This is a genomic window from Aquiflexum lacus (genome assembly GCF_015476655.1).
GTDB classification, from domain to species: Bacteria; Bacteroidota; Bacteroidia; order Cytophagales; family Cyclobacteriaceae; genus Aquiflexum; species Aquiflexum lacus.
Map to the genome: position 1 here is coordinate 17,589 of NZ_JABFHF010000025.1, position 25,512 is coordinate 43,100.

Sequence of the window (25,512 nt, forward strand, 5' to 3'; positions counted from 1 at the left end):
AATTTAAATCAATTAAAATCCTGCCTGAATCCCTATGGTATAATTTTTTGTCTGTGGAATAATGCCTGTGGCCGCTCCTAAGAATTCGGGATCATATCCTGGAAAATCTGTGTAGGTCCACAAATTGATACCCTGTGCAAAAATTCTCACAGTGGAAAGCCCAAGACCCCTGATCAATTCCGGTTTGAAATTGTAAGCCAAGGTAATTTGCTTTAAACGGATGTAATCGGCTTTTAACAACACAGCAGAGCCGGTGTTCATATTGACAGACCTGACTTCAGGGCCACCTGCATAAGGTCTAGGGATATCAGTAATCTGTCCTGGAGTAGTCCATCTTCTGTCAGCTACCTCACGGAGTGCATTGGTCGTAAGACGAGCTCCATTTTCTCTTAGAAAATTATACTGTCCATCTTCAATTATACGACCATACTCATAGTTGAAAAAGACAATGGCCTCAAAACCTTTGAAATAAAAGGCATTTTGAAGACCTCCATAATGGCTTGGAAGTGAATTTCCTAAATATACCCTGTCTTCTGCAACTGGCTGATAAGTGATATCGCCATTGGAGTCATACCACATGGATCTGCCTGTTGCTGGATTCACACCTGCATATTGTTGGGTGAAATGTGTTCCGAGAGATTGGCCAACTGCTATAGATGGATCAGATGGCAGAAACGTACTACCTCCATGCAGTTTGGTAATTTCATTTTCGATATAGGTATAATTGAAACTAGTGCTCCATTTAAAGCTTCCTCTATCTACATTGATAGATGTAAGTTCAAATTCTATCCCTCTATTTATCAATTCTCCAATATTAGTCGTCACTGAATTGAAGCCATTAGATGCTATGACCGGAAGGTCCAACAATAAATCTTTGGATTTACGGTGAAAAAGATCAACTGAACCGATAAGCCGATTGGACATTAAACCAAAATCCAATCCGAAGTTAGCTGATTGGTTGATTTCCCAGCTGAGGTTTCTGTTTTCCAGTCCTACGGGTCTGATACCTCCTGCGCCTGAATAATTACCTGCGGCACCGTAAAGTCCTCTTGCCGAAAAATTCCCAATCTGATCGTTACCGGTTCTTCCATAAGAAGCTCTGATTTTCAATTCTGATACAACTTCGGAATCACGGAGAAAAGACTCTTCTTTGATATACCATCCAACTCTTACAGAAGGAAAAAATCCATACTGTGTATCCATTCCGAATCTGGAAGACCCATCATAACGACCCGTCAGGGTCAACATATATTTTTTCCTGAAATCGTAATTGACTGAAGCAAAAGATCCGATTCTTCTATAACCTGACCAGAATCCGGATATTGTCTCAGGTGAAGCACCGGATTGGATAGTCCTAAACTCAAATGATGGAAAACCGATTGCAGAACCTGACAAACCTTCATTGGTTTCAGACCTATATTCAAACCCACCCAAAACGGACACGTTATGTTCAAAAGCAAATGTCTTGAACCAATTCAAGGTCTGAGTAGTAATAAAATTTACATTCCAGTTGGACTGTACAGATGCTCGCCCATTTATTCCTATGCCATCAGGTGTCCTTGGATCCCTGAACTGCTCTCCCTGTACCATGCGGTAATCTAAACCGACCATTGATCGGAAAGTCAAGTTTTCGAGGATCTGATAATTCGCACCCAAATTTCCCACCATAGTATTTGTTCTTTGACTACCAGAATTATAGGCATTGACCATGGCTATATTTTGATTTAAAACCCCAGCAATATTGGTATTGAAAGAGCCATCCTCGTTGTAAATGGCATTATGTGGCAAAATTAGGGAGGAGGAAAAAGCTGGATTCCCTAAAAATGAACCCGAAGTAGCAAAAGGAATATTTTGTCCAAAGGTGGAAATATTCAGACTATTCTCAATCCTTAGTCTTGGATTGGCCTGATGGCTTAGGGCGATTGATAATGTTCCCCTTTCGAAATCTACCGGCTTGAATGTACTTTCCTGATAGTTGTAAGATCCTGATATCCTAAAAAGGGTTTTGTCATCTCCTCCCGAAATGGCAAGTTCATGATTCTGCAAACTTCCAGAGCCTATCATTTGTCTTTGCCAATCATAAGTAGAAAGCTCAGCAGCTACTGCATCAAGTTGTTCCGGACTCAGGCTTTGCCAATTGGATGGAAGGATTCCCATATTGTTGAGTGCATTTGCCGCAGCTATGGGACTGCCGGTATTTGACCAAGCTTCTTTTCTGAGTTGGTACCATTCCTGGGAATTGTAAACATCCAAGTATTTCAAGGGCTGACTAGTTCCTATAAAAGAATTGAAAGAAAATTGGGCTTTGCCCTGCTTACCTTTTTTGGTGGTAATGATTACCACTCCATTTGCTGCTTGGGAACCATAGATGGCCGCAGAGGCTGCGTCTTTTAGGATTTCAATGGATTCAATATCATTGGTATTCAGGAAAGCCAAAGGATTAGATTGGGTAAAAGTAGCATCATCCCTGGAATTGATCTGAACCCCATCGACCACATATAGTGGTTCATTACCTGCATTGATAGAACCTGTGCCCCGAATTCTGATATTAACAGCACCACCAGGAAGTCCGTTTGCCGATGAAACGTGCACGCCTGTTGCCCTGCCCTGTAATGCGCGATCAAAAGATTGCATAGGGAGGTTCTCTATGAGTTCACCTTTGACAGATGAGACCGCGCCTGTAATTTCTCGTTTGGGTTGGATACTGTATCCTGTAACCACAAATTCTTCCAAGCTTTTGCTGTCAGGCTTCAATGAAACATTGATGCTGGATCTATTGTCAACCAAGGCTTCCTGGAATTCAGATCCTACAAACCGAAATACCAAAATATTGTTGCTTTCAGGGACACTCAGTGAATAGTTCCCATCCAAATCAGTGGCTGTACCGATCATGGTTCCCTTTACCATCACGGTTACTCCTGGCATAGGAAATCCATCCTCAGTCGATATCACAGTACCGGAGACAATTCGGTCTTGGGCGAATGCAGCCGAGAAAATCAATACAAGTATTGACTTGATCAATAAAAACTTTCTCATATTTAGGTGAAGAGCAAATAATTTTATCCAATTTTATCCTTTAACTTTAAATATTACAATATTTTTCAAAAAAATAATAAACAAAGCTCAAAACATACCAAAAAATTTAATTTGGTTAAATTCGTTAAAATTCAATATTTTACTTTTAATTATTTGTATATATAATGATTTTTTAATTTTTAAAGTTAATATTTTAAAATAAACAAAATTAAATTTTTTTTTAAAAAAATGAGAAATATTTAGAAATTACATCCTTTTTTCAAAGAATTTGCTTCCGATTTTACAAACTATCATTTTCCTTAGTTTTTAATTTTCTTGCTATCAAGCACATAATCAATACTTTTCTAAGTAATAATTAAATTATTTGGACACATTAAAGCGTATTTCAGAGTAGAAAAAATGCACCGAAACTCAATTTGCAGTTGATTTTTAAACTTTCACTAAAAAAATGATTTTTATTGAATTATTATATTTTAAAATAATACTATTTATATATTTTAATTTGAAATTTAAGATTAAAAAGATTAGAATACTTATTGTATTGAAACTGTAATCCTTCTGTTGAGGGCTCTGTTTTCTGCGGTGTCATTCGTTACCATCGGTTCACTTTGACCTTTACCTATTGCATTGACCCGACTTTCTTTCACTCCATTTTTAAGTAGGTAAAGGCGCACACTCTCAGCCCTCCTTTTACTCAGGTTCTCATTATAACCTGCGTTGCCCACATTGTCTGTGTGACCTACGATATTGATGGATACTTTTGGGTTTTCTGCTAGAAATGATTGAAGCCTTTTTAATGAACTTATCGATTCTGGTTTCAAATCATCTTTGTCAAAATCAAAAAATATGTTCTCAAAAATAAATTCTTCACCAGGTGCTATTGGGATCAGTGTAACCAATAGATTTTTTTGGTCTTTCAGATTATCCTTTTCCACATTGTAGATTTTTGGCAGATAGCCATTCTTTTCCACATATAGGCCGGAAAATGCTTTATCAGGATACAACATCATAAACTCGCCTGTTTTTCCATCAGACCGGAATTCATAAAGGGTACTGTCATTACTCAGGCTGACCAAAGAAAGCCTGGCATCTATAGGTTCTCCCGTTTTTCCGTTGAGAACTTTACCTTGAGTAACAATTAGACTTTCTCCTAGAGCAATCTCTTCGGGGAATTTGAACCTATACAGAAATGACCTCTCTACTTTTTTGCCGATATAAGTACTTTCTGTATAATATGCATAATCTTTTTGGGCAGTTATAAACAATGAGTATTGATCCTGATGATCATTGATAGGATAGCCCAGATTTTCAGGTTCGGAGAACTCTCCATTGACTACCCTCGATACAAACAAATCCAATCCCCCAAAACCACGATGTCCACTAGAAGCAAAAAACAATATCTCATTGTTGAAATAAATAAAGGGAGAAACCTCATCCTTGGTTGAATTCACTTTGGATCCGAGATTCTTGGCCTCGGACCAAGATCCATCAGGCATTCTTAACGTGTAATAAATATCATTGCCCCCATATCCCCCTCTCCGATTGGATGAGAAAAACATGATTCTACCATCCGCAGATAAGGATGGCTGTGAATCCCAAAATCTTGAATTCACATTTTTTCCCATATTGACAGGACGCTGCCAATTGTCGTTGATTTTGTATGCAATATACAGGTCACAATCTCCCAAGGTATCCGGTGTTTCGCAGGAAGAAAAAATCAGGATATTCCCATCCGCAGATATGGTACAAGTGCCCTCATTATAATTGGTATTGATGTTCCTTGAAATACTTTGAGGATCTGACCAAATCTGTTGTTCTTCCGAAAAATAGCTTACAAATATGTCCTCATGTTCAAAGTTCTGTAAACCATCTCTTTTAACAAAGATAATCTTTTTGCTGTCTGCGGTAAGAACCGGGAAATATTGCAGTTGGAATTGGTTAAGCGGTTCGGGAAGAATTTCCTTTTCGATCGCAAGCACATTCTGCATTTGATTTTGCAAAAACCTCACCTGAGACTTTGTATCTTTATACTCATTAACTCTTTTAAAACTGTCGTCCAAGAGTATGTCCGCCTTTCCAAATTGTTCAATAGCTTGTTGAAACTCTCCTATACTCAAATAGCAATGAAGATTGAGCCAATTAAATTCTCCTTTTAAATGATTTGATGCTTTTGAAGAGGTACGCGCCCTTGCTTCTCCCCTTGCTGAGATTTCCAAGGCCTCATTTGGTTCTCCCTTCGTCAGGTAAATCCTTCCCAATTTTAGATAAGATTCCAAAAAACTTGCTTCCCGCTGAATCGAGGCTTTGTACTTCATGATAGCATCATCATATTGTCTCCTTTGCACAAGCTCATCACCCTCTTGATGCAACTTGATGGCCCTACTGTCAATGATAGTATATGTTTGTCCAAAGCCGATATGGACAAATAAAACCATCATTAATAAAAGGGTAACTGATTTCATGGGGTTAAGGTATATCCATAAATTTATGGGTTTGCAGCGATATTTTCCAATTTGGAAAGGATTTAACATAATTTATGATTTGCTCCGTCATGGTTTCCCGCTTACTCCATTCAGGTTGAAGCAATTTTTTACAGGATTTAATTACTTTTTCGGCATGCTTTTCAGCAAATTCAAAATCAGACTTATGATAAATTACTACCTTCAATTCATCAGCAAGCTTATAAATTTCCGGATGGGGATCTTTGAATTTCTTGGGTGAAAAACAAATCCAATCAAATTGCCCAGTTACAGGGTAAACTCCTGATGTTTCAATGTGAATTTTAAAACCATTTTCATGCAATAACGCTGTCAAAGGCGCTAAATTATACATCAATGGCTCACCGCCGGTAATTACAACAAGTCTTCCGGGATATACCATAGCAGCTTTTACTATCTCTTGGATATTCAGCGCAGGCCATTTACCCGCATCCCAGGAATCTTTAACGTCGCACCAGACACAACCTACATCACATCCGCCCAATCTTATAAAATAAGCCGCCGCACCGGAATGCATCCCTTCTCCCTGAATGGTATAAAATGCTTCCATCACAGGGAGCATCTTCCCTGAATCTATTTCTACTTTAGTATTTTCCATAATTTTTGATAAAGCGGGTTATTGAACCGCTGAGTGATAAATTTGTATTTTGGTTTGCAAAGGTATAGGAAAATCATAATAATGGCTAAAAATAATAACCTATATAGATTGGAATATTCTCTGGAAATCTAAATTTTACAGTGTTTCAGATAATCCAAGAAGTTTAACAACCCTCTGTTACACTGAACAAAATCAAAAAGTCAAATATTAAAAACCGAATCATTTATGTGTCATAAAGCCGCATATTTCTTGATACTTGGTTCATAATAATTTGTACATTTTTTCTATTTCAGCATCTTCTCCAATACCAACCGATAATCACCCACCTTACCTTTTTTGATAAGATCAACAATCATAAAACCACGATTCAGTCCAAAATGAATCATTTTTGTCAATCGGTTTCGGGTTTTGAATACAACCTTAGTATAACCCCGGGTTTTTGCCCAAGTTTCTTGTTCATTGGCTAGCTTGGTAGCAATGCCTTTCCTACGATATTCATTCAACACCCCTCCCATCCAAGAATAAAAAACATCATGACTGTATCTCTGATAGCCCACCTTAAATCCGGCTGGATTGCCATCTAGTTCTGCTATCAAGATTAAGTGTTGAGTGTCAGCTAATCTCTCTTCATAAATTTTTTCTGAATGAGGTTGAAAAAACTCAGGAACTTTCCTGCTGAGTTCCACTACCTCGCTGATAGATCCAGTTCTGATTTTAATCTCTGTCATAAATCCATTTCCATTTTGACATCACACCTATTGTATTTCCCACATTCCGGTACCAATTCTTTAAAACCAAGTTTTTTGTAAAGGTGAAGTGCTGCTACGAGTTTACTGTTGGAATAAAGAATCACTTTATGTGCACCCAATTCCTTGGCTTTTTCCAGGATAGCCTGACCGAGCAACTGTCCTACTTTTTTCCCTTGTGCTTCGGGACTAACTCCCATCTTAATCATTTCAAATACACCATCTTCTACTTTACTCAAACCCACCGTCCCAATAATTTTTTCTCCTTCTTTTGCAAAAAGAATGGCCCCTCCTTTATCCAAAATAGTTTCTTTCGGATTTTTCAGTTGTGCCAAGTCAATGGGTTCAAGGGTAAAATACTGCTCGACCCATTGTTTGTTGATTTTTTCAAAATACTGTTGCAGTTCCGGGGAATATTCAATGATTTTTAAGGAAGACATGTCTGTTATGGATTAAAAAGATGATGATTGAAATTTAAAACAAAAAAGCCAAATTCGGATTCCCAAACTTGGCTTTTTTGTATTCTCAATTTATGAAATTTAACCTTATATCCTAAAATTGTAACGGGACTTGCTTACCAACCTTCTCCTTTTGCTCAATTTCGAGCAATTGCGATTTTCTCCAAAGTCCGCCGGCATATCCGGTCAACTGACCATGTTTACCAACAATCCTATGACAGGGCAACATGACCAGAATAGGATTTGCACCAATCGCAGTTCCCACCGCTCTTACTGCTTGGGGATTTCCGATGTTGGCTGCAATTTTTTCGTAGGTACTTGTATTTCCAAATGGAATTTTATTGACTTCCATCCATACCTTATGCTGAAAATCGGTTCCGCCAAAGGCGACAGGAATGTCAAAGGTTTTTTGTTTACCCTGAAAATAAAGACCCAATTGAATCCTAATGTCCATCAGTAAACCATCCAAAAATTTATCAGTTTCCGGCAGATCTGTAAACTGAAGTTTTACAAGGTAGTCATCCCAAGTTTCGACTAATACATTCCCTAAAGGGGTTCTCATTACCGCATTCTCTCTCATGATTACTGATCTTTTAAGGTTAATACTCAATTTTTCAATAAGCACTTCCAAACTATTTATGTACAACGGATTAAAACCCATTTTGTCTTCTTAAAAAACAATTAATTTCAAAAAAAATTTCTAAAGACTACAGAATTAGAAAATCTATTCATCCAAAACAAACCATTCATCAAATTGTAAAAACCACCCAATTTGATGTACAGAAAATATACCCAATTTAGATTTAACATCCCATAAAGTGGGTCAAAAATCCTTAAACCATCATTAATCTGAACATCCATACTTCTCTTAAAGCATTGATATCTACTTCAAATGGTTTGTAAATCGGGTTAGATGAGCAAAGTAAAAGCCGCTCGTTATCCTTGATTTGGTTGTAGGTAATTTTAAATGTTACGCCATCACCTTCAGTTACAATGACATATTTGCCCCCGTCTTTGATCGCTGTCCAATCATCTACATATTCACAGACTATCCAAGCTCCGTCGGGGATCGGCAGCATGGAATCCCCGTCTACCTGAAACACCCGGTACTTTTTGTCCTGAGGTAAAAAAGGGAGGTTAAACCTCGGCAATTCTTCTATAAAATCCGGATCAGAAAAACCTGCTAAGTAACTTGCTTTGACTTTTTGGGAAACTACCTCTATCAGTTCGCGACCATCAGCATCAACAGTGGTCGCCAAAATCCGCAGGTTTCTTCCTTTAAGAAATTGATCTGTTTCCAGTAACTCCCGCAACTTGTATTCAGAAAGGTCTTCCAATTTTTTTCTCAACAGAATATCCACGGATACACTCAAATAATCCGCAATCAATAACACTGTGTCCAAAGGAGGATTGACGTTGAGTTCATACCCGGCAAGTTTTGACCTGCTGATGCCAATAGCAGTTGCCATATTTTCCTGGGTAATGGATTTCCTCTTTCTGAGGACTTTGATATTGGAATTGAGGTACATGGATTTTCATTTAATCCGATAAAAATATGAAATGCTAAAATTATTATCAAAAAATTGTTGATAATTTTAACATTTACAACCCATATTTCATTCCCAATGAAAATATCATTCCTTTATGCTTGAAATCAGCATTTCCAAAAAAAGCAGTGTTGGTCATGGAAGTATTGGTTATACTATGAAGATAATTGACAGAAGCAGTCAACCAAAGTTTTTCCATCCTATACCCACCGCCAATTTCAGCCAAACCGGCCAAATCAAAATTCCTTGCATTGACCGGAATGCCGATGACCGGTTCAAGAATGATCTCATCCTTGATCAAAATGAAAGGAACGACTCCAATATACCCGAATCCAAAAATCTTTTTAAATAAACTCCACCAACCCCTCCAACTTCATCCCTCTACTCCCTTTTATCAGGATCATATAATCTTCCAACTTGGAATCCTGAAGCCAGTTTCTGAAGGAAAAAGGATCGGGGAAATAAAGCGTTGAAATAGGGGCTTTTCCAAGTGCGGCTTTGATATGCTTGCCGGATAGGCAGATTTTGTCAAAAGAATATTGACTGATCAATTCTCCTAATTTGCTGTGTTCCTCTACTGTACTGTCCCCCAATTCATACATATCACCCAAAATCACCATCTTGTATTTTTTGCCTGTCATGCTCCCAAATGTCTTGATGGCAACTTCCATACTGGAAGGGTTGGCATTATAGGCATCGAGAATGATCAGGTTGCTGCGTTTCTCAATAAGTTGCGAACGCATATTGGAAGGATTGTATGCAATCACAGCTTCCACGGCTTCAATCATTGGCACCTCAAAAAACTTGCCCACACAGAGTGCTGTAGCAATATTTCCAAAATTATATGCTCCAATCAAAGCGGATTGATAAGTTCCTTCTTGGCCTTCAACCCTGAACTTCACAAAAGGATCAGCCTCCACAAATGTCACTTCACAGAAATCCCCTTTGGAAGGATAAAGAATCGGTTCTTCAAAACGTTTGGCCATATTGGACAAAATCGGGTCCTGGGAATTGATAAAAACTGTTCCTTTATTTTCCCGGAGATGTTGGAAAAGTTCTGTCTTGGTTTTCAGCACCCCTTCAGGTCCGCCCATGCCTTCTAAATGAGCTTTGCCAATATTGGTAATAAATCCATGGGTAGGTTCTGCGATGTCACAGAGTTCTTTGATATCCCCTTGTTTATTCGCCCCCATTTCCACAATTGCTATTTCCACTTCTTTTCCTATCCCCAAAATGGTCAAAGGAACTCCAATATGGTTGTTCAAATTGCCGACAGTGGCTGCGGTCTTATATTTCCTTTTCAAAACAGCGTGAAGCAATTCTTTGGAAGTTGTCTTGCCATTGCTTCCGGTCAATCCAATGATCGGTATGGTCAGTTGTTTTCTGTGATAATTTGCGAGTTGCTGCAATGCCAACAAAACATCCTCCACCAGAAAAAACCTGTTGTCATTTTCAGGCACGACCCTTTTTTCATCCACCACTACCATAGAAGCTCCAATTTCCAAAGCCTTGGAGGCAAAATCATTGGCATTGAAATTTGGCCCTTTCAGGGCAAAAAAGATGTTGCCTTGATCTATTTTTCTGGTATCTGTACTTACTCCTGTAGCTCGAAGGAAATGGTTGTAAAGTTGGGGGATATTCATGATTTCAGATTTGATGGCTAAAATTAAAGGATTCACAAACATCTTATATCAAATTCTATCGTTTAATTTTAGGACTTAATACGAAGACCAATTGATGAAGTACCTTTTTATTTCGATCTTATTTTTAATCACCTTTTGGGCAAATGCCCAACAAACCTTCACTTTTGACCAATCCACCAAAGTTTCTCTTCAGGGAAATGACATCGAAATGCCCTTTGCTGTAGGCATCAATGCCGCTCAATTCCAACAAATGGATACCAATGGAGATGGAAAAGAAGAATTGATTGTATGGGACATCAATTCCCGTAGGATTTTGGTGTTTCAAACAGATGGAAATGATTTTGTATATCTTCCCGAGATGTCATATTATTTTCCAAATGATGTTTCAGGATTTTTGGTACTTGCTGATTTCAATGGAAACGGTAAAAAAGATCTGTTCACCAGCAGCCCTTTTGGAATCAGGGCTTATCGAAATATCACTCAGCAAGGTGCCAAATATCCAAGTTGGGAACTGGCACAGAATTTTTTAAGACTGGACAACAATTCTAATCTTCAGGCCAATAACTTGGACATACCTTTGATCATGGACATTGATGGTGATGGAGATTTGGATATTGCAACTTTCAATTTTGCTTCGGGTGATTACCTTGAATTCTACCTCAATACCAGTGTCGAACGAAAAGGCTTTGCAGATATCGATGGTTTTGCATTTCCTGAACGTCGATGGGGAAATTTTGAATTTTGCAATTGTGACGGCTTTAGTTTTGGTATTACCTGTGATGGATTTCCTATTGGTAGAATTGAACAAATAGAAGATGAAAACAAAAGAATCCAGCATGCAGGAGGTCATTCTGTACTTTATACTGACTTCGATGATGATGGTATCTTTGACTTACTTTTGGGACAGGATGAATGCAACACCTTATATTTCCTTCCGAATAAAGGGACAAATGCTCAGCCTCTTTTTGATGAATATTCCACCGAAATTCCAAATATTGGGCCACTTCCTGAATTCCCTGTCTTTCATGCCTCCTATCTTTGGGAAATAGGTTTGCTGATCAGCAGCAATTCTTCTGCGGTGGCCGGAGTCTTCAATTCAGATTACAGGGAAAATGTATTCCAACTTTCATTTGATGAACAAGCTCCTATAGAGGCTAAACCTTTTCTTCAGTCCCATATATTTGATTTGGGAGAAAACAGCAGACCTTTTTTCAAAGGTTTTAAAGAATCAGGGGAGTTGATTCTTACTGCCAACCGCCTAAAAGATGGCAGAATAATAGGAACCGCACATCGGATTGAGGTAACCCAAGCTGGATGGGACTTGGTGGATGAAGATTATCTTGGACTATCCGACCTTGGACTTTTGAATCTCCAGTATTTTGAATTTCTCACCTCCACCGACCAAAATACCTATTGGATTGCTGGTGTGGATACTGCTAACCTGGACTTGAGACATCGGGCTTTTTTTGATACAGACCCACTTTTCTCCAATCCCAAGCAGGTAACTATTCCTGTTACAGGAAGCAGGCCTTTAGATCATTTGGAATTGTTCTCGTATGGAAACAAAGATTATTTATTTCTCGCTCGACAAACAGGTGAGTTGGTGCTTTTTGAATTTGATATCAATGCAGCGGAACATCTTTCTCTTGTTACTAGGGGTTTTCTGGATTTTTCAGACAATCCTGCAAGCCGCAATCTCAACATTCACGTGATTCCCGGCCCAAACCCTTCTTTATATGCCATCGATCAGCGGGGAATATTGGTTTATATTCCTGACTTTATGAATCAAGTTGAAAGGCAACAAATACAAATCGAACTGATTGAAGGAGAAACCCATAACAGCAAAATGGGCAGGAATACTTGGATAACCTCAATTCCAAAACCTTTTTCAGAAAATCCTGATTTACTTCTGGGTAATACTGCAGGGGGATTGGAATATTTGAAATTTAAGGGTGAAAGTGAAAATCCCATCGAGAATGAATTATTGGTGAAAATCTACCCTAACCCAAGTCAGGGACAATTCAAAATTATCGCTTCACAAACTTCAGACTTTAGACTTATCAACAGCTTGGGTCAAGTCATGATTGACCAAATCAGATTAACTGCTAACCGGGAGTTTGAGATCCAAGCTCAATTTTTATCATCCGGATTATATATCATACAATTGACCACCACAGATGGCAGAAGGGTTAGCCGCAAAATAATAGTGCAGCCCTGACCAAATTCTTATCCGTGCCAGTGGGTATATAGAAATACAAAAAACATGGTATTTTTTCGGACACCTGATTTTGGGAGTTTTACCCCATAAATATTTTAATCCCCACAAAATCAACAATCATGAAAAAAACAGCTATATCATTGATGGTGTACTGCCTAATCAGTACATCAAGTATTTTTGCCCAAGATCTTTTTGATGGCATCGGAACCAAAGGTTTTCAAAACAAAAACATTAAAGGGGCCGAAGGTTTTATTGTTCCTCAATTGAATATTGGGTTTGAAACTTTTACAGAGACTGTTAAAATACAGCAGGAGAGCAAAGTGAGTAATATCAGAAACAATTTGGCCACAGTAGGAACAAACAAAAATTATGTAAGACAATCCGGAGCAGCCAAGGTTACCACAATTTTGAGTGTGGATATGCTACCGGAAGATTTTCAATCATTGTCCAATGATTTTCAGAAAATATTAGAAGAAGAAATCAGTAAAGCGGGATTTACGGTCACCCCTTTAGAAGAGCTTGACCAATTCAGCGCCTACGCACCCATCAAAGAAAGATTTGGCAACAAAACCGAAAAAACCAAAGGGAAAACGGCAGATGTGGAAATTGGGGACGGAAAGGTGATGTTTTTGCCTGAAAATGGGATAATGATGTACAATGGGGATTTGAAATCTGTTTCAATGGGAATAGGACTGATCAAAAATCTGAAAGACCTGATGAAAGAATCCAGTTCCATCGTATTGATGCAAAACCTTGATATTGACTTCTCGAATGTAGAGTTGGATGTTGATTTTAAGAGTAGAATGCGGGTCTCAACTTCAACCGTAGGCTATTATGAAATCACATCAACTGACAAAAGTAAATCCACTGATGCCACCTACAATGTGTATCCGGTCATGAAAATCAAGAACAACAATATTGGTATAGTTGATAAAACAGGTTCCATGCCTGCAGCACCGGTGTCTCTTAAAAAGGACTTTATTTCTGACATCCCATATGAAGCCAAGTTGTATACTGATAAAAAGAAAAGCGAATCCTTATTCAATCAATTATTCTCTTTAAAAAGAAAAATGGATGTCGATTTTGACCCTATCATCGTCGAAATGAGCAAGGAAACCTATATGGATGCCAGCAGACATTTATTCAGAATGTACAGTCAGGAATTTGCAAAAACTTTGGCTGTCGGAGCCAATGGGGGTAAGTAATCCGATAACTTTTGGGCCGGGACATTGTTCCCGGCATTTTTTTCAAATCAGGTTATTGGCGTAAGCAAACTTGATCAGTCCCACCAAAGAGTTGGTTTTGGTCTTTCTGAATATATTTTTCCGATGTGTTTCCACTGTCCTTTCCGAAATAAATAATTGCTCAGCAATCTCCCTGTTTGCGAATTCCTTCGCAATGAGTTTAAGTATTTCCCGCTCTCGATCTGTCAGTAGCCTATCCTCTTCTGGGAAATTAAGGCTGTTAATGATTATCCTATTGATGTTGTTACTGAGGTAAATTCTTCCTTCTTGGACATATTGGATAGCCATCTTCAATTCTTTATGAGAGTCATTTTTGAGCACATATCCTTCCACTCCTTCCTTTAAAATTTCCTTGACCAAATGGGTCTCATCGTGCATGCTCAGCACGATGATTTTGGTCTTGGGGCTTATTTTCTTTACTAACCTGACCAAACTCAAACCATCCATTCCAGGGAGATTGAAATCGGTTATGAGCAGGTCTACCTCATTGGCTTTTAAAAATTCTAAAGCCTTTTCTGCTGAATTAGCTTCACCAATGACATCCACAGATGCATCATGTGAGAGTAAACTTTTTACCCCATCCAAAAGAATTGCATGATCATCTACCAACAATACTTTCATTTTTTCAAAACTTTTTGTTCAATGGATTTATGCTGTGGTTTAAATGCGAGAATCAAAGTAGTCCCATTGGAAGAAGGGGTAGAGTCAATCTCTAAATCTCCTTTGATCAACTTTACCCTTGAATTGATATTTTTCCAACCATGCCCTTTGCTTTTATCCAAAAGGTCCACATCAAATCCCCTTCCATTGTCTTCAATAGTCAATCGCAGTTCTTCTTCGTCATTGACCAATTGGACGTCAATGTTCGTTGCCCCACTATATTTGAGGATGTTATTGCACCATTCCTGAATGATTCTGTAAATAGATATTTCTTGGATTTCAATCAGTCGATCCTCAAAATCATAGGCTTGAACATTTACGATAACCTTACCACTGGTACTCAAACGATGCGCAAACTCCTTAAGGGCCGGCAGGAGTCCATGCTGGACCAAGGTCTCAGGCATCATGTCAAAGGCTATCTGCCTGATTTCTTTGTGCATCTCCCCAAGGATATTTTCGGAATGCTCAAAAAGCGCCATTTTTTTCTCAATGTTCTTTTGGTCACCCAATCCTGAAATATTCAATCTTAGTGCCGTAATCAATTGCCCAAATCCATCATGAAGGTCTTTGGCAAAGCGTTTTTTCTCTTCTTCCTGAGAGTAAAGAGCTGCTTTAATAGCCGCTTCCCTGATTTGGATTTCCTTTTCTTTTTCAAGCAATTCCTGTTTCCTCTGAAACCTATTCTGATTCAAAAAATGGATAACAATTAAAAGCCCGATAATCACAACAAGAAGCAGCACAAAAAACATAATCCAATTAAATCGGGCCTGATTGGCTTTTAATTCCGCTTCTTTCTCAATTATTTCACGATCTTTAATTGCGGTTTGATATTTGGTTTCCAAGTCTTTGGCTACCTGGACCCGGTCTGCTTCAAACAGGGAATCTTTTATGGCAATCAATTTGACCAGACTGTTTATCGCCTCTGGATAATTTCCGACGGCATGGTAGATTTTAAATTGTTCATCATAAATCCATTTATACATCTCAGCATATTGGGATTTTTGTGAATAATATAACCCTGAATCCAAGAGCGACAAAGCTTCTGTGTAATTTTGTGCCTTATTTTCAGTCATGCCTGAATTGATATAAACCACACTTTTGGCATAATCATTATTTATTTTTTTATAAAAATTCAGCCCCAATCTATTGAACATTCTTGACTGCTCAATATCTCCTTTTAATAAATATGCATATCCAATATTGACTATAGTTGGGGCGATGGCAAGTGTATCCAATAATGGAGTCAGTTCAAGTATTTTGTGGTAGTAATGGATTGCGCTATCGGGAAGATTCATTTCACTGAATGCTGCACCTATGATATTCAGGGCATTTACTTGAGATTTAAGATATTGATTGTCGCTTCCTTGGGACACTTCGTAAGCACTTTTCCCAAATTCCACCGCTTTGTCATAATCATGGAAGAGACGGTGGATCTGGGATAAAGATTTATGGACTTCACTCAAAATCTCTGGATTATCTTGGTCCTCAGCATAATTAAGCGCATCGAGATAAAATTTGATACCTTGATCATATAATCCTGCAACCTCATAATAATACCCTATGCGCTTATAAACCGTAATTAATTTCTCTTTATCATCCTTAGTTTTTAGCAAAGGGATCAGATCCCTTTCTGAGGCCATCATGGAATCTCTGTCATTCAACTTACTATGATATCCATGATTTGCCATCAAATATTGAATCTGATCTTCCTCTGATTTGATCAGATTTTTGGCTTGAGAAAAATACATTTCATTACCTCCCTGACTATTGAGGGCACTATCAAGCAATGCGGTCAAATCCTGACCAAAGCCAATTGAAAAAACAAAAAGGAAAAGAATGGGTGATAATAGTAATTTCCTCATTTATTGGGATTTGGTGCCAAAATAACCATTTAGTAATAAAAATTATCCATCAATCACAAAAAGATAACTATTGTATGAAAAATTTGAAGAAAAAGAGTTAATAACTCTCACTATCATTGGGGAATTCCAAAGATTTCACATCCCTTATATAATCCTGAACAGCCTTTGTCATTACAGACTGAAGATTTGCATATTGCCTCAAAAACCTGGGTTTGAATTCCTGATTGATGCCCAACATATCATGTACGACCAAAACCTGTCCATCCACGTCCGGCCCTGCACCGATTCCAATGACTGGTATGGATACAGATTCAGCTACAATCTTTGCAAAGCTCGCAGGAATCTTTTCCAGAACGATTGCAAAACAGCCGCAGTCCTCCAATAATTTGGCGTCTTCCAATAATTTATTGGCCTCGGTCTCCTCTTTAGCCCTAACTGTATAAGTTCCAAACTTATAAATTGACTGAGGGGTCAGACCCAAATGGCCCATCACAGGAACACCTGCACTAAGTATCCGCACCACAGATTCCCGGATTTCCGAACCTCCCTCCACTTTGACAGCGTGCGCACCCGACTCCTTCATGATTCTGATAGCAGACCTAAGCGCCTCTGAACTGTTGCCTTGATAAGATCCAAAAGGAATATCTACTACAACAAAGGCTCTTTTCACTGCCCTCACCACCGAAGTGGCATGATAAATCATTTGATCCAAAGTGATTGGAAGGGTGGTCTCATGCCCTGCCATCACGTTGGAAGCCGAATCACCCACCAAGATGATATCTATCCCTGCTGCATCCACAATTCCTGCCATGGAAAAGTCATAAGCAGTCAGCATGGAGATTTTTTCTCCACGGGTTTTCATTTCCTGAAGGATATGGGTGGTGATTCTTTTGATATTCGAGGATTGGTGGACAGACATGGGTTTATCAGTGAAGGTGTACGGAGTGATTGTCTGAAGATAAATCTACAGTAATGTGTTCATTCAAGGTGGTAGCCAATTCCAAACCCGTGTAATCAGGAGTGACAGGGAATAATTTGTGGCTTCTATTGACCAATACAGCTACTTCCATTTTTTTGATGGGAATATCCAAAAATGGTTTGAGCGCATACACTAAAGTCTTTCCGGTATTCAATACGTCATCGACTACCATGACACATTTATTATTGAGGTCTGTATTTTCCGAAAGTGCGACTTCTCCTCTATTTACATCAGATTTATCCAAATGGATTTCAATTACTTTGACATCCAAGGGGGAAATGTCTTTAAGGCATTTGGCAAGATATCCCGCCAGAATAAAACCCATACCGGTAATTCCCGCAAAAATAATTTCATTTTCAAATGCATTCCTTTCATAAACTTCGTAAGCCATGCGGGTGATCTTTTGCTTGATCTGCTTATGATTTAGCACCAAAGTCTTGGTTTCTGTCATATTAATACGCGGGATTTTAATGGAAATTGAAAATTAAAGCAATTGAGGTAGTATTCAAAGGTTTTTTAAAAATGGACGGTTTATTTCAGAACGGTTAAGTATATCCCATAAGCTGCCTGCTACTTTAATCCCCAGGCTTTCTCCCCAATACTCAGGGCAGGCTTTGCTTGTCTCTTCATAGCATCATCTTCTATCATCCTCTTCATATAGGATATTCAAATAACTTTCATACCTGTTGGGATGAATATAGCCTTCTTCCAATTTCTGAAGGACGATGCAGCCTGGTTCGTTGATATGTTGACAATTATTATATCGGCATTGCCCTAGGTACTGGCGTATTTCTACAAAATAATGAGACAATTCAAAATCATCGATATCCAAAATCCCGAATTCCTTGATACCCGGTGTATCAATCAGGTATCCACCACCTTCCAATTCAAACATCTCTGCAAAAGTGGTGGTATGGACTCCCTTGGCACTGAACTTGGAAATTTCTTTGGTGGACTGAGTGGCGTGTGGCACCAATTTGTTCAGCAAAGTCGATTTTCCAACTCCTGAATGGCCGGAAATGAGGGTCGTTTTTCCTCTCAAACTTTCATTAAAAAGCAAATCCAGGTCTTTGTCGTTTAGTGCTGATATTTCCAAAACAGGATATCCTATGGGGTCATATATTTCATGTAACAATTCCAAAAAATCCAGCTCTTTTTCTTTTTTGACCAGATCAGTTTTATTGACCACAATGGTTGCAGGAATTCTAAAACTCTCGGTACTGACCAAAAATCTATCTATAAATCCCAAGGAAGTCCTGGGTTGGGAAATGGTGACCATCAAAAATGCCTGGTCAATATTGGAGGCGATAATATGTGAGAAGTGTGTTTTTCTCGTGGATTTTCTAATAATGTAATTCTCCCTTGGAAGAATCTCATTGATCACAGAGGAAGCTTGTCCTGCTTCCATTTCAAGTTCAACATAATCGCCAACTGCTATTGGATTGGTGAGTTTTAGGTCATCCTGTTTGAATTTACCTCTCAGCCTTGAATTGATCAAACCTTGATCCGTTTTGACGGTATACCAACTTCCAGTGGATTTGACTACCCTTCCTTTCATTTGTTATCCAAGATTGACATTACCCTATCTAATATTTTTTTTGAACTTCCTAGATTTTCGTTCATCAATTTTTGAGCCCCATTTTGAGCTATATGATATACGGTCTCATCTGATAGTGATTGAACAATCTTTTGAAATTCCTGAAAATCATTTACCTGAAAAGAACAGCCAAAGGACTCACTGATTGCTGCTTCAGGAAATTTACCTGGCTTTTGAAGTTTGCCATAGATTACTGGAATTCCATAAGCCAAAGGCTCAAGGATATTGTGCAGACCTTTACCGAATGCACCGCCGACATAGGCTATTTTAGCAAATTGGTAAAGCGCTGATAACATGCCAATATTATCTATTATGATCACCTCCACATTACTATTAGTAGGCAATTCAGAGTATTTGAGAGAAGTTCTCTGGATTCGTTGCTGCCAACTTGAAATCTGACCCGGATCAATATCATGCGGGGCAATGATCCATCGGCAATGCTTACTTTCATTGATCAGTGGAACAATCAACTTCATATCCTCTTCCCATACAGACCCTGCTACTATGGTTGGATTATTCCCAAAATAGGGCTCTAACTCTGGGAAAGATTTTGGGTGTCCGGCTACTTCATGAACCCTGTCATATCGCGTATCTCCTGTAATTGAAGTCTCTTGATAACCCGCACTTTCCAATAACTTCTGAGTTCTCTCATTTTGACAAAAAATATGGTCAAAAGAAAAAAGAATTTTCCTGAAAAACCCGCCATACGATTTGAAATAAATCTGTTCATCTCTCATAGAAGCAGAGAAAAGAAAGAGCGGAATATTTCTGTTCCTTGCCTCTAGGATATGATTGGCCCATAGATCGTATTTTACAAAAAAAGCCAGTTGGGGATTTAGTATTTCCAGAAATCTTTTTGCATTCCCGGGTGTATCAAAAGGCAGGTAAGTAATAAAGTCGATATCTTCTTGAGGTTTTCTATTCACATGGTCAAAGCCAGATGGGCTGAAAAAACTTACTACAATTCCGTATTCAGAAAATCTTTTCCTAAACTGCCCAATTACTGGCTTAGCTTGTTCAAACTCACCCAAAGAGGCAACATGAAACCAGACCACGGGTTTTTTAAAACCCACTCTGAACTGCTCTAGCTTTTCGAAAAGCTCTTTGCGTCCTTCTACCAGTTTTTCAAGCTTGAGGTGGGTACCCTTTGAAATATCCGCCAACTTGGAAAAAGTCCGGATGGAAAAATCATACAATGGTTTTTCAAAAGATCTCATATTTATTTATTTCCTTCCACCTTTTTAACATTATCTAATCGCAGCAGCCGTCACCCTGACAAAGGAAGGGTCTATAAACTTGAAGATAACCATAAATGAATAAATTTATCCAAAAGTCAGTTCTTTAAGTAAAGTTATTTCAAACTATCTGTAAAACAAAAAAAGCTTTTCATTCAACTCTTTCTGAAAAATTATAATAAAAAAGCCCCAACCGTAATGGAAAGGGCTTTAATACAATAGAATTTTTATTCTCAGTTTTTGCTCAAGTAAGCGGCAACACCTTCTTTAGTAGCTGACATCGCTTCTTTTCCTTCTTCCCAGTTTGCAGGACAAACTTCTCCGAATTTTTCTACATGGTGCAAAGCATCCACCAATCTGATCATTTCGTCGATATTTCTTCCCAATGGGAAATCATTGATAGTCTCGTGTCTTACAACTCCGTTTTTGTCAATCAGGAAAGACCCTCTATAAGCAATTGGAGCTCCTTCGAAAGTAAGCTGACCATCTTCTGTGTAATTCCATTCACCGGCCAACACACCATAGTTGTGGGCGATAGTTTTGGAAGCATCAGCAACCAACGGATAAGTTACACCTTCAATTCCACCTTGGTCTTTGGAAGTCATCAACCAAGCCAAGTGAGTTTCTTCAGTATCTGTAGAAGCACCAACTACTGCAACACCTCTACGCTCAAACTCAGCCAATTTTTCCTGAAAGGCCAAGATTTCTGTTGGGCACACGAAAGTGAAGTCCTTTGGATAAAAGAAGAATACCACTTCTTTCTTACCAATGAATTGGTCGAGAGAAAAGCTTTCTACAATTTCTTCACCATTGATAACCGCTGGCGCTGAAAACAATGGAGCTCTTTTTCCTACTAATGACATAATATATTTGATTTAAGTTAAATTTTAAATTTGATTTTTCTCAAAAAGGCATTCATTGAAAATAAGACAATAAAATAGCCGAATTGTTTTGGATTTGATATGCAAAGGTAGCTAATTATGAAAAAAATTCAGAAATAATGCAAAATAATATTTGGCCCATTTGGAATATAATGAAGTTAACCACATTATAATGATGTAAAATTCGTCATATAAGCAGGTTTATCAAGTTAAATGAATCTTAAGAAAAATTTTATTTGGGACAAGTTTTATGCTTATTTAAATTAAGTTTAATTCTTTATTCTCTCTATTGATATTTTTTTTTAACTTGTACATTACATAAAATTTAAAATAATAGTCTCCTTTTTGAAAATGGTAAAAGTATTATTCGTCTGTTTAGGTAATATCTGTAGGTCCCCCCTAGCTGAGGCCATTTTTAACCATAAAATCAAAATACTTGGACTTGAAGAAAAATTCACCAGTGACAGTTGTGGAACTTCTGATTACCATATCGGCGAATTACCTGATGAAAGAACACTTCAATGTGCAAAAAAGCATGAAATCAAAATTCAGCACCGCGCCCGACAACTCAATAGAGTAGATATCAGGGAATTTGACTACCTGATTGCGATGGATTTTTCGAACAAAAAAAATATTCAAAATCTCATGAATCAGCTCGGCATGGAACACAATCAGCTCTTTTTGATGAGACAGTTTCAACCAAGCCCCGATCATATTGAGGTTCCCGACCCATATTATGGGGGAGAAGATGGATTTGAAAATGTTTTCAATATTTTGGATAATTCCATCGATCACTTTTTAGAACATCTCAAGGTAGAGCATAATATTTATGTTTGAGAGTCCCGAATACTATGAAAAAATTCTTTTTCTGAGTCTTGGGAGCAATCCCGAAATCAAACAAGCAAAGTTAATTGCAGCTGGCAATATCAATCAGGGTATTTATTTAGAAACCTCATCAGGCTCTTTTTTTCTAAAATCCAATTTCGAATCAGACTCCGATATCTTCGAAAAAGAAGCAGATGGTTTAGAAATGCTGCGGTCAAATTGCCCTCTTCAAATTCCTAAAGTTATTCATGTAGGAAAAGTGGAAGACAGAAATTTTTTGTTAATGCAATGGATTTCTGCTGATAAGAACAATCCTGTTTATTGGCAGGAACTCGGTGTTGGCCTGGCCCAATTACACATGGCTACCCAAGAGTCCTTTGGCTACGTAAAAAATAATTTTATTGCTTCGCTTGTCCAAACTAACAGCCATAAAAGCTCATGGATTGACTTTTTTATTGAAAACAGGCTTGAACCACTAGCAGGTAAAGCCTATTATGAAGGTCTCATGAGTCTGGAATTCTTCAAAAAATTTCAAAAAACCTATCTGACCCTTGAAGAAATATTTCCAAAAGAAAAACCCGCACTCCTTCATGGCGATCTGTGGTCAGGGAATATCATGCGGGGTAAAAATGGCAGTCCTGCCCTGATTGACCCCGCTGTGTATTTTGGTCACCGTGAGATGGATTTGGCTTTTTCTAGGTTGTTTGGTGGGTTTGATGAAGGATTCTACCAATCCTATGAAACAGTATTTCCCCTTGAACCAGGTTTTGAAGAAAGAATCCCGGTATACAACCTCTATCCTTTATTGGTCCATCTACTGCTTTTTGGCAAAAGCTATCTCTCCGGAATTGAAAGGACTGTGAATAGACTTATATAAGTAGGAGGCTGTTTATTTTTTATACTGTTCCACATATAATTCATGCTTTAAATAACCAATTTGATATTGGTTGATATTTTTGAAGATATCAACCGATCTATGGATATTTCATGCTTCCTGATAAATGACCTCAATTCCAACTGATTAACAAGGATAAGAATACTTCTATAGGTTTATTTAAAAAGAATTTAAGTTTTATAAATAGGGATTTTTGACCAAGACTTGAAAAGTAGTTCTTGTCATTTGTTCAAGTAAAGCCTCTTTACCTATCACCAGTTTTTCCATCAAGACTGGATTGTGGTTTTTGACAGTTATCAATTGAAGACTTTCATTATACCTTATTTCGAACTGGTTCCTGAGATTGTATATCAGTTTTTCAAGCTTAAAAAGTTCTTTCTCAATTACAATGGAAATGGATATTGCTGAAGTTTGTAGCAGATTCACGCTCAGCTTAAGTCTTTCAAGCTCGGTGTAAACTGAATGAATATGGGATTCATTGATGAAAGTAAAATCCGTTACTTTGAAACTCACCAAAATCTGATTGTCTTTGACAACAATGCAGGGAACTGTATTTACTCCCTGAACATGGTGGATTTTTGTACCAGACCTATCGGGATGTATAAAAGACTTTACATAAAGAGGAATAGAAAGATTAGCCAAAGGCTTGATAGTTTTGGGGTGGATAACAGATGCACCATAATAAGTCAGTTCGGCCGCTTCTTTGTAATCGAGCTCTTCAAATTTCACAGAATCAGAAAATCGTTTTGGATCAGCATTGAGGACCCCGTCCACGTCTTTCCAAATAGTCACCGCATTAGCCCGCATGCCGTGCGCCAATATCGCTGCAGTAAAATCCGACCCCTCTCTTCCCAATGTAGTAGTACGGCCTTTTTGATCCGCAGCTATAAATCCTTGGGTAACTACCGGAAACTGTGTCAATTTTGGCGCTAAAAGTTTTTGACAAAGTCTGCTTGTACTCTCCCAGTCTATTTTTGCAAACCTGAAGTCACTATTGGTCAAAATAATTTCCCTGGCATCTTGCCAAATGCAATACAATCCTTTGGCACAAAGGTATTCGTGAACAATCTTGGAGGAAATCATTTCACCGAAAGAGACTACCGAATCATAAAAGCTGTCATAATTTCCCTGAGCCAAATTCCCATCCAATACCCTTTCCAATTGTGAAAAATAATTTCTTACAGTTGGAAAAATAAGGCTATTTGAATCAAAAAGTCCCTCACAAATGTCTAAATGATACTCTAATATTTTTGCACTTTTCAAAGAATAATCTTTACCTTCCAATTTTAAAGCTAAAATTTCTTCAAGCGCATTTGTTGTCTTCCCCATGGCCGAAACCACAATAATTGTATTATTTCGCAATCGATTGAATACAATTTCATACAAGTTTTTTATAGATTCGGCATCTTTTATGGAAGCACCACCAAATTTGAAAACAAAAGTTTTTGCCATTGAAATTAATTTGTAATTTTCAGGAGTTAAATTCTTAAATAGTATTTTTCCAACATTATGAAGACTAAGCTTTACAAACCCAGCGATTCATCCATAGCCTATTCAGTGGGAACCACTTTGGACAGATTTATCAAAATCAAACAAAACGAATTTTCTTTTGCCTCAGGTGAATTGTCACAGATTTTAAGGGACATTGCCCTTGCAGCAAAGATAGTAAATCGGGAGACCAACCGTGCAGGACTTGCAAATATTGGTGGCGCTTTCGGGCAAACCAATGTTCAAGGAGAAGAACAACAAAAACTGGATGTCATCGCCAACATCCGATTTACCCGGGCCCTTACCAAGGGCGGTGAGGTATGCGCCGTGGTATCAGAAGAGGACGATGAAGTGATTGATCTTCAGAACGGTTCCGGTAAATATGTAGTCGCCATCGACCCTTTGGACGGTTCCTCCAATATTGATGTCAATATCTCTATAGGCACCATATTTTCAATTTACCGAAGAGTGACACCTGTCGGTAGTCCTATTCAACCGGAAGATATCATGCAGCCTGGCAACCAACAAGTAGCTGCGGGCTATGTACTCTATGGATCTTCCACCATGCTGGTTTACACCACAGGACACGGTGTTAACGGTTTCACTTACGAACCATCTTTGGGGGAGTTTTTCCTTTCCCACCCCAATATGTGCGCTCCAAAGGGTGGAGACATTTACAGTATCAATGAAGGCACTTCCAACCTTTTTGAGCCCGGATTGAAAAAATACATTGAATTGTGTAAGGAAAGACAATTCAGTGCCCGATATATTGGAAGCTTGGTAGCCGATTTTCATAGAAACTTACTTAAAGGGGGGATTTACATTTACCCCGCAACTTCAAAATCTCCTAAGGGAAAATTAAGGTTATTGTATGAGGCAAATGCCTTGGCTTTTATTGCTGAACAAGCCGGGGGTATGGCAACGGATGGTTATGGAAGAATTTTGGACATTAAACCGACCTCACTTCATCAAAGAACACCGCTCTACATTGGATCTCCTGATATGGTGGTCGAAGCTGAAAATTTCTTGAAAGCTTCTTTGGAAAAAGTAGCCGAAAAATAAAAAAGACCCATGATTGAAGTTTCTAAAGTAAAAAATGAGA

At 38.3% G+C, this 25,512-nt stretch carries 22 protein-coding genes; 5 read left to right on the forward strand and 17 right to left on the reverse strand.

What is annotated here, in order from left to right; translation table 11 throughout:
* Window positions 1-12 precede the first annotated feature (12 nt).
* The 9 genes from HMJ38_RS18955 to HMJ38_RS18995 form a co-directional block, all read right to left on the reverse strand.
* Window positions 13-3,036, reverse strand: coding sequence for a SusC/RagA family TonB-linked outer membrane protein (locus HMJ38_RS18955; protein WP_194976007.1), 3,024 nt, complete (start codon window positions 3,034-3,036; stop codon window positions 13-15).
* Window positions 3,037-3,569: 533 nt separating this feature from the next.
* Window positions 3,570-5,498 carry an OmpA family protein gene (locus tag HMJ38_RS18960; RefSeq protein WP_194976008.1) on the reverse strand — a complete coding sequence of 643 codons (1,929 nt, stop codon included), beginning with the start codon at window positions 5,496-5,498 and terminating at the stop codon, window positions 3,570-3,572.
* 4 nt (window positions 5,499-5,502) lie between these two features.
* Window positions 5,503-6,132, reverse strand: coding sequence for a 7-carboxy-7-deazaguanine synthase QueE (locus tag HMJ38_RS18965; RefSeq protein ID WP_194976009.1), 630 nt, complete (start codon window positions 6,130-6,132; stop codon window positions 5,503-5,505).
* Window positions 6,133-6,416: 284 nt separating this feature from the next.
* Entirely contained in the window at window positions 6,417-6,860 is a 444-nt protein-coding gene (locus HMJ38_RS18970; protein ID WP_194976010.1) for a GNAT family N-acetyltransferase, read from the reverse strand.
* Entirely contained in the window at window positions 6,857-7,318 is a 462-nt protein-coding gene (locus HMJ38_RS18975) for a GNAT family N-acetyltransferase (RefSeq protein ID WP_194976011.1), read from the reverse strand. The genes HMJ38_RS18970 and HMJ38_RS18975 overlap by 4 nt, the downstream gene beginning before the upstream one ends.
* Window positions 7,319-7,430: 112 nt before the next feature.
* The gene (locus HMJ38_RS18980; protein WP_194976012.1) at window positions 7,431-7,916 is read right to left on the reverse strand and encodes a methylated-DNA--[protein]-cysteine S-methyltransferase; all 486 of its coding nucleotides are present in this window, start codon (window positions 7,914-7,916) and stop codon (window positions 7,431-7,433) included.
* Between the two features lie 253 nt (window positions 7,917-8,169).
* Window positions 8,170-8,865: an XRE family transcriptional regulator gene (locus tag HMJ38_RS18985; RefSeq protein WP_194976013.1), complete on the reverse strand. Its 696-nt coding sequence runs from the start codon at window positions 8,863-8,865 to the stop codon at window positions 8,170-8,172.
* A gap of 73 nt (window positions 8,866-8,938) precedes the next feature.
* On the reverse strand, window positions 8,939-9,184 hold the full coding sequence (locus HMJ38_RS18990) for a hypothetical protein (protein ID WP_194976014.1): 246 nt from the start codon (window positions 9,182-9,184) through the stop codon (window positions 8,939-8,941).
* Between the two features lie 43 nt (window positions 9,185-9,227).
* Window positions 9,228-10,526, reverse strand: a complete 1,299-nt coding sequence (locus HMJ38_RS18995; RefSeq protein ID WP_194976015.1) for a UDP-N-acetylmuramoyl-tripeptide--D-alanyl-D-alanine ligase — start codon at window positions 10,524-10,526, stop codon at window positions 9,228-9,230.
* Between the two features lie 94 nt (window positions 10,527-10,620).
* Here HMJ38_RS18995 and HMJ38_RS19000 point away from each other — a divergent pair, with 94 nt between their 5' ends.
* Window positions 10,621-12,744, forward strand: a complete 2,124-nt coding sequence (locus HMJ38_RS19000) for a T9SS type A sorting domain-containing protein (RefSeq protein ID WP_194976016.1) — start codon at window positions 10,621-10,623, stop codon at window positions 12,742-12,744.
* 119 nt (window positions 12,745-12,863) lie between these two features.
* A complete protein-coding gene (locus tag HMJ38_RS19005; protein WP_194976017.1) occupies window positions 12,864-13,949 on the forward strand; it encodes a hypothetical protein in 1,086 nt (361 codons plus the stop codon).
* A 42-nt stretch (window positions 13,950-13,991) separates the two neighbouring features.
* Here HMJ38_RS19005 and HMJ38_RS19010 read toward each other — a convergent pair whose 3' ends face one another.
* The 7 genes from HMJ38_RS19010 to HMJ38_RS19040 all read right to left on the reverse strand — a co-directional run bounded on the left by HMJ38_RS19010 (window position 13,992) and on the right by HMJ38_RS19040 (window position 21,184).
* Window positions 13,992-14,609 carry a response regulator gene (locus tag HMJ38_RS19010; protein ID WP_194976018.1) on the reverse strand — a complete coding sequence of 206 codons (618 nt, stop codon included), beginning with the start codon at window positions 14,607-14,609 and terminating at the stop codon, window positions 13,992-13,994.
* Window positions 14,606-16,510 (reverse strand): tetratricopeptide repeat-containing sensor histidine kinase, encoded by a 1,905-nt coding sequence (locus HMJ38_RS19015; protein ID WP_194976019.1) that lies wholly within the window; start codon window positions 16,508-16,510, stop codon window positions 14,606-14,608. The genes HMJ38_RS19010 and HMJ38_RS19015 overlap by 4 nt, the downstream gene beginning before the upstream one ends.
* 97 nt (window positions 16,511-16,607) lie before the next feature.
* Window positions 16,608-17,429, reverse strand: a complete 822-nt coding sequence (gene panB, locus HMJ38_RS19020; RefSeq protein WP_194976020.1) for a 3-methyl-2-oxobutanoate hydroxymethyltransferase — start codon at window positions 17,427-17,429, stop codon at window positions 16,608-16,610.
* 7 nt (window positions 17,430-17,436) lie between these two features.
* On the reverse strand, window positions 17,437-17,940 hold the full coding sequence (locus tag HMJ38_RS19025; protein ID WP_194976021.1) for a phosphoribosyltransferase family protein: 504 nt from the start codon (window positions 17,938-17,940) through the stop codon (window positions 17,437-17,439).
* Window positions 17,941-18,123: 183 nt separating this feature from the next.
* Window positions 18,124-19,047 (reverse strand): ribosome small subunit-dependent GTPase A, encoded by a 924-nt coding sequence (gene rsgA / locus HMJ38_RS19030; protein WP_194976022.1) that lies wholly within the window; start codon window positions 19,045-19,047, stop codon window positions 18,124-18,126.
* A complete protein-coding gene (locus HMJ38_RS19035; RefSeq protein ID WP_194976023.1) occupies window positions 19,044-20,303 on the reverse strand; it encodes a 3-deoxy-D-manno-octulosonic acid transferase in 1,260 nt (419 codons plus the stop codon). Before HMJ38_RS19035 ends, rsgA begins: the two co-directional genes overlap by 4 nt.
* 251 nt (window positions 20,304-20,554) lie before the next feature.
* A complete protein-coding gene (locus tag HMJ38_RS19040; RefSeq protein WP_194976024.1) occupies window positions 20,555-21,184 on the reverse strand; it encodes a peroxiredoxin in 630 nt (209 codons plus the stop codon).
* Between the two features lie 369 nt (window positions 21,185-21,553).
* On the opposite strand from HMJ38_RS19040, the gene HMJ38_RS19045 reads away from it, so the two are divergent.
* Window positions 21,554-22,039, forward strand: a complete 486-nt coding sequence (locus HMJ38_RS19045; RefSeq protein WP_194976025.1) for a low molecular weight protein-tyrosine-phosphatase — start codon at window positions 21,554-21,556, stop codon at window positions 22,037-22,039.
* Entirely contained in the window at window positions 22,032-22,904 is an 873-nt protein-coding gene (locus HMJ38_RS19050; protein WP_194976026.1) for a fructosamine kinase family protein, read from the forward strand. The genes HMJ38_RS19045 and HMJ38_RS19050 overlap by 8 nt, the downstream gene beginning before the upstream one ends.
* A 195-nt stretch (window positions 22,905-23,099) precedes the next feature.
* Here the strand turns inward: HMJ38_RS19050 and HMJ38_RS19055 are convergent, their stop codons facing one another.
* Window positions 23,100-24,374: an aspartate kinase gene (locus HMJ38_RS19055; protein ID WP_194976027.1), complete on the reverse strand. Its 1,275-nt coding sequence runs from the start codon at window positions 24,372-24,374 to the stop codon at window positions 23,100-23,102.
* 57 nt (window positions 24,375-24,431) lie between these two features.
* Between HMJ38_RS19055 and fbp the strand changes: the two genes are divergently transcribed.
* The gene (gene fbp / locus HMJ38_RS19060; RefSeq protein ID WP_194976028.1) at window positions 24,432-25,472 is read left to right on the forward strand and encodes a class 1 fructose-bisphosphatase; all 1,041 of its coding nucleotides are present in this window, start codon (window positions 24,432-24,434) and stop codon (window positions 25,470-25,472) included.
* Window positions 25,473-25,512 lie beyond the last annotated feature (40 nt).